We start from the raw sequence: 14,438 nt of genomic DNA, 5'->3' as shown, positions 1-14,438 counted from the left end.
CATCGAGCGTTACCGGGATGTGGCATCGCGGGTCGGCTCCGCGGTACTCCCGGTCGGGATCGTGCCTGGCCGTGCACGGTCGGCCCTCGCCGCGACGGCAGCCACGCCCGCTCGATGTTGACGCTGCTAACTATGATTCCTACTCTGATGTAATCAATGTCAACATACCCCCTCCGAGGAGTATTGATGCGACCGATCCCCACATCGACAAAGCCCGGCGGTTCAGCGGAAACCTCGGCGATCTTCACGCCGTTCACCCTTCCGAACGGCACCGTCATCCCGAACCGGCTCGTCAAGGCCGCAATGGAAGAGAACATGGCCGGCCGCGGGCAACTGCCCGACGCACCCTTGTTCGAGCTGTACCGGCGGTGGAGTCGAGGTGGGGTCGGCCTGATCATCACCGGAAACGTCATGGTTCACGCCGAGGCGCTCACCGGTCCGGCCGGTGTCGTCCTCGACGCGCACTCGCCGCTGCAACCGTTCCGCGAATGGGCTACCGCGGCAAAGAGCGGTGGCGCGCAGGTGTGGATGCAGATCAACCACCCCGGTCGTCAGGTCGGCGCGGACATGCCCGGTGTCGCGTGGGGACCGTCCGAGGTTCGGGTCGACATCGGCAAGAACAGCAAGCGGTTCGCCGAGCCGGTCGCGATGACCGCGCGACAGATCGCGGAAACCGTCGACCGTTTCGTCGAGACCGCTCGCCTGGCCGAGGACGCCGGGAGCGACGACCGACCGCACGGCGCGGACGATGTCACGCAGGAACCTGGCTCGCTGATCCAGACTGCCGCCCCACTGATCGGTGCGCCGATTGGCCAACGGTGACAGGAACTGCGACAGCAGGTAGCCGTGCGCGGCGTGGATCTCGACCCCGTCGAAACCCACCTTCGCGGTGGCGGTCAAGCTCAACTCGGCGGACTTCCAGCGCGGCGGATTCGACGCTCGAGACGCTGCGCGAGTGATCGCGATGCTGGCTCCCCTCGGCGTCGACGTCGTCGAGCTGTCCGGCGGCAGCTACGAGGCGCCGGCGATGACCGGCCAGGCCGGCGACCAGCGGACCCGCTCGCGCGAAGCCTACTTTCTCGCGCTGGCCGAGGAACTGGCGGCGACCAGCCCGTTGCCGCTGATGGTCACCGGCGGGGTCGTACGCCGCCCGGTCGCGGAGGAGGTCCTCGCGAGCGGCATCGATCTGGTGGGCATGGGCACCGCGCTGGCAGTAGACCCCGACCTGCCCGCCAAGTGGCGGCAGGACGCGGAGCCGAAAGTTGTACTCGCACCAGTGCGGATGAAGGACAAGGCGGTAGCGTCCGCGGCGAGCATGGCCCGCGTGCGTCGACAACTGCGACGGATAGGCGCGGGCCGGCGGACTCGTCCCGGGATCAACCCGGTGATCGCCCTGGTGACGGAGCTGCTTCTGCAGCGTCGTGCGCTACGCCGCTACCGCACATGGCTGGACGGCCGCGCGGTGTGATCCGCACCGCGTGAAGGGCGCCGCACTTCGCCCGCCGGGCGATCTGCACAAACCGCGGTGCGGGCCGCACCCGTGCGGCCCTGGGGCGCACGGGATTGTTCGGCGCCAGGCGGCTCAGCGCTGTGCGCCCGCTGTTCACGGCTCACGGGCTCTCGTTGGCCCGATCGTAGTCGGCTTGTGCGGCGGCGATCGTGGCTCGATGTCGCTTCGCCCATTCGGTCAGGGTCAGCAGCGTTGCGTGGAGTTCTCGGGCGATCGGGGTGAGGGTGTACTCCACTTTGGGTGGGACGGTGGGGTAGACGGTGCGGATCAGCAGGCCGTCGCGTTCCAGCTTACGCAGGTTCAGGGTGAGCATCCGGCGGCTGATGCCGGTGACCGCGCGCTCGAGCTCGGTGAATCGGACCGGGCCTTGGGCGGCGGCGACGAGTATGCCGACGCTCCACTTTCCGGATACGTGGTCGAGGACTTCCGCGACGGTGCATGCCTGGTCTGCCAGGACCGATACATCGATGTGACTGTGTGACATGAAAGTGCCTTCTTCCGCAGACCTTCAGGGTTACCGATCATGCACTCAGTGACAAATCGTGCACCGCAATGGATCTGGAGACACCCGTGAACATGGAACTGGTCGATCGCGCCGCGATCGTGGACGTCGTCGTCGGATACGCCACCGCGGTGGACACCCGGGACTGGACAAGCCTGGCGGCGTTGTTCACCGAGGACGCGCATTGGGTGTATCCACAGGCCGGCGAGGATGTGGTCGGTCACGCTGCCATCGTGGCCCGCGTCGGCAGTGGTATCGATCGGCTCGACGCTACCCAGCACCTGCTGGGAAATCATGTCGTCGCTGTCGACGGGGAACTGGCGAGGCACGTCTGCTATTTCCACGCCCAGCACGTCTTGCGCGGGCTCCCCGACGGCGAGTTGTTCCTCGGCGGTGGGCGTTACGAGGACCAGCTGCGCCGCACGGCGCAGGGGTGGCGGTTGTCTCGCCGCACGATCGTCAGCGTGTGGCACGAAGGCAACAGCGCCGTGGTTCGACACTGAGCACGCGGCCGATCGGATCACGTTGGGGCGCTACTGGATCCGGCGGCTTGCGGCAGTGCCATGACGAAATCGAAGAAGGCGCGGGCGGCGGGGGCGGCCGGACCGTCGTGGCGGTGGACCAGGGCCACCGAACGGCGGAGATCGGCGCCGGTGATCTCCAGCATGCGCGGGCCGTCGTCGCGGCCGGCCGCCGCCTGCGCGATGGACCGCGGCAGGATCGCCAAGCCCAAACCCAGTGCGGCGAAACGCACCATCTCCTCGACCCGCACCACCTCGAACGCGACCCGGCGGCTCACCCCGGCTCCGGCGAAACAATGGTCGACCTGTTCGCGGAGTCCGTAGCCGGGCGGGAAGTCGATGAACGTCGCATCCGCCAGTTCCGCGGCCGCCACCCGGGCCGGCAGGTCGTCGTGGCGGTGCACCAGCCCGACCAGGTCCTCACTGAGCAGATGATGAGCGAACAGTTTGGCGGGCAACGGTTTCGGTGGCAGACCCAGGATGGCCAATTCGAGCCGGGCGGTGCGGACCTCGTCGAGCATGCGGTCACTGCCACCGCTGCGCAGCGCGACCTCGACCCCGGGGTGCTGCGCGTGGAAGTCCCGCAGCAGCACCGCCATATCGAGTGTCAGGGGCGGGCACTCCATCATGCCGACCGCGATATTGCCGCGTACCACGCCGCGCAGCGCGTCGGCCTCGGCGGCCAGCAGTCCCACATCGGACAGCACCCGTTCGGCGAACGGCAGTAGTTGTGCCCCGGCCTGGGTGAGCCGCACCGACCGGGTGGTCCGGTCGAACAGTCGCACTCCGAGCTCGTCCTCGAGCTTGCGCAGTTGTTGGGACAGCGCCGATTGGACCACGAACTCCCCGGCCGCCGCGGTGCTGAAACTGCCGGTGCGGGCGATCGCCGTGAAGTAGCGCAGCTGTCGGAGCTCCATCCAATTATTCAATCACAGTGATAACTGTCATCACTTCTATGTCCTGGACGCATGAATCTCGGCGTGGGACAGTCGACGGGACTGACAGAAACACCCGGCGCAGGCAACCCGCCGGACGGCGAAAGAAGTATCGAATTGTTCCGTCCTGCACTGCGCTTCGCCGCATGCGTCGCAATAGTCGCCGCCGCGCTGAGTGGTTGCTCGAGCGGCTCCGGTGCCGCGGCCGGCAACCGGCTCCGGCTCGGCTACTTTCCCAATCTCACTCACGCCACCGCGCTGCTCGGCGTGGCGAACGGCACCTTCGGCCGCGCCCTCGGTCCCGGCGTGGAACTGCGGACTTCGCAGTTCACTTCCGGGCCGCCCGCGGTCACAGCGCTGCTCTCCGACGCGGTCGACGCGGTGTTCATCGGTGCCACTCCGGCGGTCAACGCCTACCTGAAGACCAAGGGCAACGCGGTGATCGTCGCGGGCGCCACGTCGGGCGGCGCCGAACTGGTGGTGCGGGCGGGGATCGACACCCCGCAGCAACTGCGCGGCCGCACTGTGGCCGACCCGGCGCTGGGCGGCGCCCAGGACGTCTCGTTGCGGTACTGGTTGCAGCAGCAGGGGTTTCAGGTCGGGACCGCCGGGGACGGTGATGTCCATGTGGCGCCGCAGGACAACGCGCAGATCGCCGCCGCGTTCGCGGCAGGCGCCATCGACGGCGCCTGGGTGCCGCAGCCCTATGCTGCCCAGCTGGTCGGCAAGGGCGCGCACGTCCTCGTCGACGAACGCGAGCTGTGGCCGCAGGGCCGGTTCGCCACCACCGAACTGGTGGTGCGCTCGTCCTACCTGAAGGCGCACCGCGAGACTGTCGTCGCCCTGCTGCGCGGGCTGGTGCAGCAGACGTCCCAGGTGGGCGTCGACCCTGATGCCGCACGGGCACAGGCGAATACGGTGATCGCCGGAATCAACGGCACCCGGCTGGCCGATGCCGATCTGGCCGGCGCGTGGTCGCAGCTGACCTTCACCGTGGACCCGCTGCTGAGCACCGTCCGCGAATACGCGCGCCGCGGTGCCACCGTCGGCGTCCTGCCCGCCGGTGACCTCACCGGCCTGGCCGACCTGGGTCCGCTGAACGACGCGCTGCGCGCCGAAGGACGTCCGGCGGTGGCCGAATGATCACCCCGCGCGCGGTGTCCGGTCACCGCTTCCACGATTGCACCGATCCCGCGGTCACCGCGCCGCTCACCGCGTCCGTGCGGGAGCTGCCCTTCCTCGGCACCCTGACCACGACCACGGCGCAGCTGGTGGCCGGCGAACTCACCGAAGTGGTACTGCGCTACACCGTGGGCAGTTCCGGCATCGCCGACAGCGGCTGGCTCAAACTCTGCTTCAAGTACTACTCGGACTGGGATCTGCAGACGACCGCGCCCGGCGAACGGGATTACGCCACTGCGGAACTCGTGCATCGCAGCGACCGCGGCGGTGCCGGGCCGGACAGCCTGGCCACCGTCGGGCACCTGCGCACCCGCTACGACGTCAAGGGCGGGGAACGGCCGTTCCAGAAGGCGCTGCTGATCCATCTGGAGGACGGGTTCCTGCGTCCCGGCGACGAGATCGTGATCCGGCTGGGCGACCGGCGATTCGGCGGGCCCGGCACCCGGGTGCAAACCTTCGTCGAGGACGGGTTCGTCTTCCGGCTCTACGCGGACGTACTCGGCACTTCGCGGATGGGGCATGCCGGCGACGTCGCGCTGGATGTGCGGCCCGGCCCGGCCGCGCGGCTGGTGGTGGCCGGGCCGCGGGTCGTCCGGGCCGGTGCCGTCGCCCCGCTGCGGGTGCACCTGGAGGACAGCTGGGGCAACGCGGCCGTCGACAGTCCGGCGGCCCTGCGGCTGTCCGTCGGAGGCGAGCCGGAATTCGGTGAGCTGCCCGGAACAAGCTGGGCGGCAGGCGAATTCGAGCTGCCGGCCGCGCCGACCGGCGCCTACCGGGCGGCGGTGACGGCGACCCTGCCGGACGGGCGGGTGCTCACCGGCTCGTGCCCGGTCGACGTGGTCGCCGAACTCCCCGGGGAGCGGGCGTATTTCGCCGATCTGCACGTGCACTCCGACGACACGGTCGGCACCCAGGACAGCGCCTACAACTTCGCCTACGGGCGCCGGGTCGGCGGCCTGGACGTCCTCGGCTACACCGCCAACGATTTCCAGGTCACCGACGCGGCCTGGGCGGCGACGGTGGCACTGTGCCGGGAGGTGACCGAAGAGGGCCGGTTCGTCTGCCTGCCTGGGGTGGAGTGGTGTGGCAATTCGGCGGTGGGTGGTGACCACAACGTCATCTACCTCGGTGCGGACACCGGGCTGGCCAGGTCGCTGCAGTGGCACGACGGGATGACCAGCCGGGTGCCGGTCGCCGAGCACTGGCCGATCACCGAGCTCTATGCCGCCTACGCCGCCCGCCCGGACGACTATCTGCTCATGCCGCATCTGGGCGGCCGCCGGGCGATCCTGGACTGGCATCACCCTCAACTGGAACGGCTCATCGAAGTGCATTCGGCCTGGGGGACCGGCAACTGGTTCCTCCGGGAGGCGATGCAGCGCGGCTACCGTGTCGGGGTCAGCGCCAACAGCGACGAGCACCGCGGCCGGCCCGGCAGCGGTGCGCCCGGCGCCACTATCTTCGGTGGCCGCGGCGGCGGCCTGACCGGGGTGCTCGCACCCGAATTGACCCGGGCCGCCGTCGGTTCCACGCTGCGCGCCCGGCGGACGTGGGCGACGACCGGTACCCGCGCGGTCGCGCTGTTGCGGTCCGGGGACCAGTGGATGGGCGACGAGCGGGCCCGCGCCGGAACCGAACTCGTGGTGTCGTACGCGCTGTACGCCGATGCCGAGTGGGAGCAGGTGACCGTCTACGACACCGAAGGCCCGGTGCTGCACCGGGATCTGCACGCCGAGGCGGGCTACGCCCCCGGCCTGGTCCGGGTCCGCTGGGGCGGCGCCCGGCACCGCGATCGGTACCGGTGGGCGACGTGGACCGGGCGGATCGAGATCGCCGGCGCGGACCTGATCGCAGCGGAACCGTGGGCTGCATCGCATCAGGAACAGCGGATCGACCGCGACGGCAATCGGATCGACTGGGCCGCGGCCACATTCGGCAACGACACCGGTGTCGTATTGCGCACCGACGGTGACGCCACCGAGTTCCGGATCGCGACCACGATCGCCGAGGACGCGCACACCGGGGAATTCACCGTCACCGCAGGTGAATTGGCGGCCGGGCCGGTGCGCCGCGACTTCGGTGGCGCCGGGCTGCACGTCACCGTCGAACGGCTGTCCGCGGCGGCCCTGCCGGTCACGTTGACCGGGGAACTGCCGGTGCGGCTCCCGGACGCGGACAGCGCGCTGTACCTGCACGCTCGCCAGTCCGACGGCCACGAGGTGTGGACCAGCCCGCTGTTCTTCACCACCGCATGAACACCACCGAACCGGCCGTGCTGATCGATGCGGTCTCGAAGGTGTATGGGTCCGGTCGCGGGGCCGTGCTCGCCCTGGACGGGGTCTCGCTCGACGTCGCGCGCGGCGAATTCGTCTGCCTGCTCGGCGCTTCCGGCTGCGGGAAGAGCACGTTGCTGGCGCTGATCGCGGGGCTGGACGCACCGACCAGCGGGACCGTCGCCACCGGCGGCGCCCGGGTGGGCATGGTGTTCCAGGATCCCGCGCTGTTCCCGTGGCTGACCGTCGCCGGCAATATCGGGATCGCGCTGCGGGCGGCCGGCGTGCCGAAGCGGTTGTGGCCCGGCCGGATAGCCGAACTGCTGGCGGTGGTGCGGCTGGACGGTGCCGGTGACCGGCGGCCGCATCAGCTGTCGGGCGGCATGCGGCAGCGGGCCGCCATCGCCCGCGCACTGGCCCAGGACACCGACATCCTGTTGCTGGACGAACCGTTCGCCGCACTGGACGCCATGACCCGTGACCTGCTGCACGACGAGCTGGAAAGAATCTGGCGCGAGCGCGAATTGACCGTGTTGTTCGTGACTCACAATGTGCGCGAAGCGGTGCGGCTCGGTGACCGGGTGGTGCTGCTGTCCAGTCGTCCGGGCCGGGTCGTGCAGGAGTACCCGGTGCCGTTGCACCGGCCGCGGCGCATCGAGTCTCCGGAAGTGGCCGAGCCGGCCGGGAAGATCACCGATCGGCTGCGGGAAGAGGTAGGGCGACATGGACACTGACCGGCAGTTGCGCGCGCTGGACGCGCTCGATACCGCGGTTCCCGCGCGGATCGGTGTGGCGCAACGGATCTGGAGCACCGTCTGGCCGGTGCTGGGCGCGCTGGCGTTGGCGGTCGGATTGTGGGAACTGGTGGTGCTCAGCGGCTGGAAGGATCCGTGGGTGCTGCCCGGCCCCGGCGAGGTGCTGCCCCGGCTGTGGCACGATCTGGGCGATCCGCGGTTCTGGAGCGGGCTGGGGCTGACCATGCGGCGGGCGGTGGCCGGTTTCGGGCTCGCCGTCGGCATCGGCGTGGCGGCAGCGGTACTGGCCACCCGGCCGCGGCCGCTGCGGATCGCGCTGAGCACCTTGATCACCGGGCTGCAGACGATGCCGTCCATCGCCTGGTTCCCGCTGGCGATCCTGCTGTTCCAGCTCAGCGAGCAGGCGATCCTGTTCGTGGTCGTGCTGGGCGCGGCACCGTCGGTCGCCAGCGGGCTGATCAGCGGCATCGACCACACTCCGCCGGCGTTGCTGCGGGCGGCCCGGGTGCTGGGCGTGCGCGGATTCGGTTGGTACCGCTACGTTCTGCTGCCCGCCGCCCTGCCGGCGTTCGTGACCGGACTCAAACAGGGCTGGGCCTTCGCCTGGCGCAGCTTGATGGCCGGGGAGCTGCTGGTGGTGATCGGCCACAGCCCGTCACTGGGTGTGCGGCTCGAATTCGCCCGCCAGCTCAGCGATTCGACCGAGATCCTGGCCACCATGATCGTGATCATGCTGATCGGCATCGTGGTCGACGGTCTGTTCACCCTGGCCGACCACGTGGTGCGAGCCCGGCGCGGGCTGACCGGCTGACAGCCGCCGGTCGGCGTGCCGTGGTCTGTGCCGACCGGGCGCGGTGCCGGTGGGCGCGTTTCAAGGGTGCGGGTGGATCGGGTCGACCCAATAGACGGCCTCGGGCGGTTCGACCGGCTCGATGTCGAGGTTGACCACGACCGCTTCGCTGTCGCTGCGGACCAGTACGCATTCGAGCGGTTCGTCGGTGCTGGCGTTGATCTCCTGGTGGGGTACGTACGGTGGCACGAAGATGAAATCGCCCGGCTCGGCCTCGGCGACGAATTCCAGGTGCTCGCCCCAGCGCATCCGGGCTCGGCCCCGGACCACATAGATGACGCTCTCCAGCGCGCCGTGATGGTGGGCTCCGGTTTTCGCGTCGGGATGGATCGTGACCGTGCCCGCCCAGATCTGTTGTGCGCCGACGCGGGCGGCGTCGATCGCTGCCGCCCGGTTCATTCCGGGCGTTTGCGCGGTATTCGAATCGAGCTGGTCTGCTTTGACGACTCGTACCCCGTGGTGCCGCCAGTTGTCGCCGGTCGCGGGATTCGGTTGCGTTGTCACCGGTGGGCTCCTCTGCGTCGATGGTGTGGGCGTCCGGCGAAGTCGGGTGCGGGCCGCGCGATCACCGGCGGTGTCATGCCGGTCCGGTCGCGACCGGGCGAGCCGGGTCGGCGCTCCACTGCGACCATGATCCCGGAAAGAGCGCCGCATCGATGCCCGCGATCCGGAGTGCGGTGATGCTGTCGGTTTCGGTGGCGGTGTGGACGGCGCAGCGGCCGCGTGGCACGGTCGATAGTAGTCGCGGTGATGCTGGACGGAAGCAAGCCATTCACAAAGAGTCCAACGATGGCGGTCCGGCGGGAGCCGCGATACGAATCGCCACTCGGTGGCCGCTCGCGACCTCGACAGTCCGGACCGGCGATGTCACGTGCGAACCCACCAGCCGAAAACCGGGACGCGGACGGTCGTCAGTGGCTGTCCGAGTCTGTGCGTTCGGTGACTTGCCAGCCGACGCTGGTGACCGAGGGCTCCAAGCTGAGTCGGCTGACCGCGGATTCCATCTGGCGGTCGTCTCGGTGCTCGCCGATCAGTTCGGCGCGGATCTCGACTTGCCCTGGTGTATCGGCGTTCCGGCTGGCGATGGACACGAGCCGGAAATCGGTGCGAGTCAACGCTTGCACGAGCAAGGCTCGTACCTGGGCCTCGCCGGCGTCGTCGGTGGTCGCGGCGAAAATGTAGGTGCTGGCCTGTTCGGTACCTGCTTCGGGAACCCGGTCGATGACCCGGCCCATCGACCGCAGTGCGGTGTTCACGGCGACGATCGCGGCGGTGCCCGCTGCCGCGGTGGCGTACATTCCGGCACCGGCCAGCGCACCGATCGCGGCCGAGCACCACAGGGTGGCGGCGGTGTTCAGGCCACGCACGCTCAGCCCCTCGCGCATGATCACACCGGCGCCCAGGAAGCCGATGCCCGACACGATCTGCGCGGCGACCCGGGTCGGGTCGGCGGACCCGCCGTGGAAACCGTTGGCGGACAACAGCACGAACAGTGTGGCACCCGTCGCTACCAGGGCGTTGGTGCGCAGGCCCGCCATGCGCGCCCGATACTGGCGTTCGATGCCGATGACCATGCCGAGGCCTGCGCCCGTGCCGAGCCGCAGCAGCATCTCCCACGTCGACATGACTTCCCTTCCGGAGATCGCTCCGACCGCTCAGCCGCGGCCGAGCTGGATTGCCTTGACCACCAATAAGATCGCGCCGAGGACCAGGTAGCCGCGCAGGGCGAGCATGCCGAGCTTCGTCCCGGCCGACCACCGCACCGGTTCGAGCAGGGCCAGCGGCGGCATCCGCCAGTGATCCCGCTGCGCGGTATCGAACACCGGACCCGGCGGCGGCGCGGGTGCACGGCGTTGCAGGACGCGCAGCACGATGCCGGTGAGGACGGCGAGCACAACGAGCACGACCGCGAGTGCACCGGTGGTGGTGACGACGTCGAGGTCGGGGAACAGTGTGGTGGCCATCAGGATTCCTGACAGCAACAGCAGGATTCCGACGATGACGCCGGCGACGACGTTGAGCCAGGTCTTGTTGACCCAGGGGCCGAGGACCTGCGGGTCGTTGCACAACAACAGCAGGAACACCGAGGCCGACGGCAGCAGTAGCCCGGCCAGGGCCTGCACGGCGGTGGTGATCAGACCCAGCGGCGCCCCCGGGACGAGCACGATCACCGCGGCCACGACCACCATCGCGATATAGGACAGGTAGAACTGCTTCGCGTCCCGGAAGCCGCGGTGCAGCGAGTGCTTGATCCCGAACACATCGCCGAACGCGTAACTGGTGGCCAAGGTGACCGCGGCGGCGCCGATGATCGACGCGTCCAGCAGGACGACGGCGAAGATCGACCCCAACGGCTGGTGAGCCTGGCCGAGGAGATGGGCGATTTCGCCGGCGTCGACGAATTTCCCGACCGAATCGGTGGCATGCGCGGCGAAGGAGGCGGTCATGGTGAGCGCTGCGGCGCCGACGACCACGACGACAGCGCCGAGTGCGGTGTCGGCGCGTTCGTAGCCGATGAAGCGCGGGGTGATTCGCTTGTCGACGATGTTCGACTGCTGGAAGAACAGCTGCCAGGGCGCGACTGTCGTGCCGACCAGGGCGATGATCAGCAGCACCGCGTCGGAGGTGAACCCACCCGTGACGCCGGGGACCACGAAACTCTGGGCGGCGCGGCCCCAGTCGGGGTGCGAGAGCAGCAGCATCGGGATCTGCAACAGCGTGACGGCGATGAACACGAACATGGCGCGTTCCCAGCGGCGGAAACTGCCCGACGCCATGATGGCGACCAGCGCAACCGACGCCAGCGGCACCACGATGTACTTGGAAATACCGAAATAGGCTGCGGCGAGGCTGATTCCGATGAACTCGGTGACGATGGTGAGGAAGTTCAGCACGAACAGGTCGCCGACGGAGAACCAGCCCCAGCCCCGGCCGAACCGTTCGTTGATCAGCCGCGCGTGACCGACCCCGGTCACCGCGCCGAGCCGGACGACCATCTCCTGGTTGACGATCAGGACCGGGATCAGCAGCAACAACACCCACAGCAGGCTGTATCCGTAGTTCTGCCCGGCCTGGGCATAGGTGGCGACCCCACCCGCGTCGTTGTCCCCGACCATGACGATCAGGCCCGGGCCGACGATCGCCAGCAGCGTCAACAGCCGGATCTTCAGGGTCCGGGGCTGGTCGGTGTCGGTGAGCTTGATCCGCCCGAGCGCGCCTTCGATATCGCCGAGGTGTGCCGAGTCGAGCACCGCCGATTGCCGGCCGGGGGAGTTGGGCTGCCTGCCGGGCTCGATCCGCGGGCGTCCAGCGTCCACCGCCGGTTGCCCGGCCGCGGCCTCCTGCTGCGCGGGCACAACCGGGTGCTCGCCGGGCTCGACAGCGCGCGGCTTGCCGGGCCCCTCCGCCACCTCGGCGTCAGGGACGACCGGCGTGTGGTCGTCGCCGGTCTCCGTCATTGTGCCGCAGGCCCGTCCGGGTGCGAGGTGGTGATGTCGGGGACGGTGGTCGGTTCTCGGACCGGCCGGGGCGCGGGCTCACGCCGGCGCCAGTCCTCGGGAATGATGTCCTCGAGCACATCGTCGACGGTGACGACGCCCAACATGCGGTCCTGGTCGTCGACCACGGGAACCATGTACAGGTTGAAGTCCGCCATCAGCAACGCGATATCGGTCAGATCGGCATCGGGGGCCACTCGGACCGGGTCCGAGTCCATCAGGTCACCGACCGTGTCGTCCGGCTGAGCCTGAAGCAGTGCGATCACCGACACCACCCCGACCAGCTGCCGGTCCTGCAGGACGTGCACCTTCAGTAGCGCCTCCGGTTGCAGTCCCGCCGCCCCGGCGACCGTCGACAAGGCCTGTGTCGCAGTGGAATTCACAGCGCACGACACGAAGTCGACATTCATCAGGCCGCCGGCGCTGTCCGGATTGAACCCCATCAGCGTGATGACCTTGACCCGCTGACCGGCCGGCATCAGGTCCAGGACCCGGCGGCGGCGCGACTGCCGCAACTCCAGGATCGAGTCGGCCGCATCGTCGGCGCGCATGCGGCCGAACAGGGCTGCGACCTCCTCGTCGGGCATGGTGTCCAGCAGCTTGCCGGCCTTGTCCGAGTCGAGTTCCTCGAACACGTCGGCCTCCAGTTCCGGGTCCCCGTGCACCCGGTCCAGGATCTCGCCGCGCTCGTTCTTGTCGGCTTCTTCGAGCAGGTCGGCGAGTTCGGCGGGCCGCATCCCGCGCACCCGGCCGCCCAGACCGCGGGCCGTGCGCGTCGGGTTGTGCCCGATCAGCGGTTCGAACGCTTTCCAATCCCGCGCGGCGTCCCCGCCGGAGGACTTGACCAGCCCGAAGAAGCGGGCCGGCGGGCGGGTGTCGAGGCGGGCCAGCACCCAGCCGCTGCGGGTGTGGTCCAGTTCGACGTCGTAGGCACGGACCAGTTCGGCGGCCGCGACGTCGATGAGCCGGTGGCCGAGGATATCGGCCTTCAACAGCACCTCGCCTTCCCGGCGCTCGAACGACCGCAGGTCGACCTTGTTGACCGACAAGGTGATTCGGTCGGCCGCCAACTCCGCGATGTGTTCGCCGGACACGAACACCTGCCGGCCGCTGATGCCGACGACGACCCCGGAGACCGGTGGGTAGGCGTCACCGCCGGGCAACCGCACGATCAGGTCGTCCACCCGGCCGATCGTCTCCCCGGATCCCGCGATCACGGGGGACTTCAGCAGCTGCGACAGATGCAGGGTCGTCACCACCGGCGGTTGCGCTTTCGGTTCGGTCATCGTGCTCCTGTCCCGGTGTCTCTGCGTCCCGACGATCAGTGCCGACCTGCACCGTGATCGGTGCCGACACAGGAATGATCACGCAATTGCGGGCATCGCACAATCCGTCGCATTCGGTTTCGGACACCCGAGAATGCAGAAGTCAGCGGCGGCTCGACCACCAAACGGCGACCAGAATGACGGCCAGAATCGCCAGTAGCACCACGGAGCCGATCAGCACTTCGTGGGAGGTGTAGGCCGGGCGATGCCCGGTGCCCGGACTCGCCAGGGCGGTAGCGAACCGCTGGACACCTCCGATTCCGCGTCCCATGCCCGCACAGCCTACCGCGTATTCACGGGAGCTCCTGGGGTGCTGCTCCGCCCTGGGCGCAACTGTGCGCGGGTGTGGAAATGCCTACGAGCCATGGTGGTCCATCTCTATCAGGTCGGTGCTGACGACCGTCTCCGGATCCAAACGGTGACGACAATCATTTTCACTTATTCCGGTCAGAGAGTACAGTCCGGATCGACCGTTGTCGAAAACGGTTTTCAACAAGGCGGTGGGATGCGCCTCAGGCACCCGCTCGCGCCCAGATCCCGACCACCAGACAGAGAGACCCTGATGAAGAAGATCAATGCCTACGGCATCGCCGCGGTGCTGTCGTTCGCCGCTGTCGTCACCCAGGCTGCCGTTGCCGGAGCCGACCCGGTACCGCTCACTCCGGCCCCGGTTGCCGAATCCATCGACGCGCAAGCCGATTTCGACAACGCTCTGGGCAATGCCGCGAACGAATTCGGCCTCGCCACCGGCGTCGGCTCCCTCTCGGGCACCCTGGTCGCGGCTCCGGTCGGATGTGCCGCCGGCTCTGCGGCCGGTGCAGCGCTGATGCCCCCGGCCTTCCTGCCCGGTGCGGTCGGCGGCTGCATTGCCGGCGCGATCGCCGGCCTCGCACTCGGCACCGCCTCGGGCACGGCAGCTCTGGGCGTTCCCGCCGGTATCGGCGCCGCCGCCCGGTTCTTCGACACGATCAACGCTCCGTCCGCCGACGCCGCAAACCAGGGCACCGACCCTGGCGCTTCGCAGGGCGCCGACCCGGCCGCCCAGGCGGGCGGCGACGCGGGCAAGTAGCCGCAAGTGGCTGTGCCGC

The 14,438-nt window shown here is 69.1% G+C and carries 15 protein-coding genes and 2 pseudogenes; 8 read left to right on the top strand and 9 right to left on the bottom strand.

Annotation, left to right across the window (positions count from 1 at the left end; translation table 11 throughout):
- The first annotated feature begins 156 nt into the window (after nucleotides 1-156).
- On the top strand, nucleotides 157-822 hold the full coding sequence (locus EBN03_RS17740; RefSeq protein ID WP_407671175.1) for an oxidoreductase: 666 nt from the start codon (nucleotides 157-159) through the stop codon (nucleotides 820-822).
- On the opposite strand, the pseudogene EBN03_RS35850 reads toward EBN03_RS17740, so the two are convergent.
- Nucleotides 781-882, bottom strand: a pseudogene (locus EBN03_RS35850) (oxidoreductase); the annotation flags it as partial. The gene EBN03_RS17740 and the pseudogene EBN03_RS35850 sit on opposite strands and share 42 nt — an antisense overlap.
- Nucleotides 883-955: 73 nt before the next feature.
- On the opposite strand from EBN03_RS35850, the gene EBN03_RS17730 reads away from it, so the two are divergent.
- Nucleotides 956-1,468, top strand: a complete 513-nt coding sequence (locus EBN03_RS17730; protein ID WP_233608447.1) for a beta/alpha barrel domain-containing protein — start codon at nucleotides 956-958, stop codon at nucleotides 1,466-1,468.
- A 142-nt stretch (nucleotides 1,469-1,610) separates the two neighbouring features.
- Here EBN03_RS17730 and EBN03_RS17725 read toward each other — a convergent pair whose 3' ends face one another.
- Entirely contained in the window at nucleotides 1,611-1,994 is a 384-nt protein-coding gene (locus EBN03_RS17725) for a winged helix-turn-helix transcriptional regulator (RefSeq protein WP_122189172.1), read from the bottom strand.
- Nucleotides 1,995-2,062: 68 nt separating this feature from the next.
- Between EBN03_RS17725 and EBN03_RS17720 the strand changes: the two genes are divergently transcribed.
- Nucleotides 2,063-2,515 carry a nuclear transport factor 2 family protein gene (locus tag EBN03_RS17720; protein ID WP_122189171.1) on the top strand — a complete coding sequence of 151 codons (453 nt, stop codon included), beginning with the start codon at nucleotides 2,063-2,065 and terminating at the stop codon, nucleotides 2,513-2,515.
- Nucleotides 2,516-2,532: 17 nt separating this feature from the next.
- Here EBN03_RS17720 and EBN03_RS17715 read toward each other — a convergent pair whose 3' ends face one another.
- Complete coding sequence (locus EBN03_RS17715; protein ID WP_122189170.1) at nucleotides 2,533-3,450, bottom strand: LysR family transcriptional regulator; 918 nt, start codon at nucleotides 3,448-3,450, stop codon at nucleotides 2,533-2,535.
- A 135-nt stretch (nucleotides 3,451-3,585) separates the two neighbouring features.
- Here EBN03_RS17715 and EBN03_RS17710 point away from each other — a divergent pair, with 135 nt between their 5' ends.
- From EBN03_RS17710 to EBN03_RS17695, 4 genes are read left to right on the top strand one after another with little or no spacing between them, the layout of a single operon-like run.
- Nucleotides 3,586-4,611, top strand: a complete 1,026-nt coding sequence (locus EBN03_RS17710; RefSeq protein ID WP_158675666.1) for an ABC transporter substrate-binding protein — start codon at nucleotides 3,586-3,588, stop codon at nucleotides 4,609-4,611.
- Nucleotides 4,608-6,905, top strand: coding sequence for a hypothetical protein (locus EBN03_RS17705; protein WP_233608446.1), 2,298 nt, complete (start codon nucleotides 4,608-4,610; stop codon nucleotides 6,903-6,905). Before EBN03_RS17710 ends, EBN03_RS17705 begins: the two co-directional genes overlap by 4 nt.
- Nucleotides 6,902-7,657: an ABC transporter ATP-binding protein gene (locus tag EBN03_RS17700; protein WP_122189168.1), complete on the top strand. Its 756-nt coding sequence runs from the start codon at nucleotides 6,902-6,904 to the stop codon at nucleotides 7,655-7,657. The genes EBN03_RS17705 and EBN03_RS17700 overlap by 4 nt, the downstream gene beginning before the upstream one ends.
- Nucleotides 7,647-8,489 carry an ABC transporter permease gene (locus EBN03_RS17695; RefSeq protein WP_122189167.1) on the top strand — a complete coding sequence of 281 codons (843 nt, stop codon included), beginning with the start codon at nucleotides 7,647-7,649 and terminating at the stop codon, nucleotides 8,487-8,489. The genes EBN03_RS17700 and EBN03_RS17695 overlap by 11 nt, the downstream gene beginning before the upstream one ends.
- Before the next feature lie 60 nt (nucleotides 8,490-8,549).
- On the opposite strand, the gene EBN03_RS17690 is transcribed toward EBN03_RS17695, so the two are convergent.
- The 6 genes and pseudogenes from EBN03_RS17690 to EBN03_RS34210 all read right to left on the bottom strand — a co-directional run bounded on the left by EBN03_RS17690 (nucleotide 8,550) and on the right by EBN03_RS34210 (nucleotide 13,621).
- Nucleotides 8,550-9,032 (bottom strand): cupin domain-containing protein, encoded by a 483-nt coding sequence (locus tag EBN03_RS17690; RefSeq protein ID WP_122189166.1) that lies wholly within the window; start codon nucleotides 9,030-9,032, stop codon nucleotides 8,550-8,552.
- Between the two features lie 73 nt (nucleotides 9,033-9,105).
- Nucleotides 9,106-9,225 (bottom strand): annotated as a pseudogene (locus EBN03_RS17685) (sulfurtransferase); the annotation flags it as partial.
- Between the two features lie 214 nt (nucleotides 9,226-9,439).
- A complete protein-coding gene (locus tag EBN03_RS17680; RefSeq protein WP_122189165.1) occupies nucleotides 9,440-10,153 on the bottom strand; it encodes an MgtC/SapB family protein in 714 nt (237 codons plus the stop codon).
- A gap of 30 nt (nucleotides 10,154-10,183) precedes the next feature.
- A complete protein-coding gene (locus EBN03_RS17675) occupies nucleotides 10,184-11,779 on the bottom strand; it encodes an NRAMP family divalent metal transporter (RefSeq protein WP_199742875.1) in 1,596 nt (531 codons plus the stop codon).
- Between the two features lie 203 nt (nucleotides 11,780-11,982).
- Complete coding sequence (locus EBN03_RS17670) at nucleotides 11,983-13,311, bottom strand: magnesium transporter MgtE N-terminal domain-containing protein (RefSeq protein ID WP_122189164.1); 1,329 nt, start codon at nucleotides 13,309-13,311, stop codon at nucleotides 11,983-11,985.
- Nucleotides 13,312-13,453: 142 nt separating this feature from the next.
- Nucleotides 13,454-13,621, bottom strand: coding sequence for a hypothetical protein (locus tag EBN03_RS34210; protein ID WP_158675665.1), 168 nt, complete (start codon nucleotides 13,619-13,621; stop codon nucleotides 13,454-13,456).
- Nucleotides 13,622-13,714: 93 nt separating this feature from the next.
- Here EBN03_RS34210 and EBN03_RS17665 point away from each other — a divergent pair, with 93 nt between their 5' ends.
- The gene (locus EBN03_RS17665) at nucleotides 13,715-14,419 is read left to right on the top strand and encodes a hypothetical protein (RefSeq protein WP_147471621.1); all 705 of its coding nucleotides are present in this window, start codon (nucleotides 13,715-13,717) and stop codon (nucleotides 14,417-14,419) included.
- The last annotated feature ends 19 nt before the right edge of the window (nucleotides 14,420-14,438 follow it).

Origin of the sequence: Nocardia stercoris, assembly GCF_003696265.1 — a bacterium.
Classification (GTDB): Bacteria; Actinomycetota; Actinomycetes; order Mycobacteriales; family Mycobacteriaceae; genus Nocardia; species Nocardia stercoris.
The sequence above is the reverse complement of the archived record's forward strand: the minus strand, read 5'-3'. Positions and strand labels throughout refer to the sequence as shown.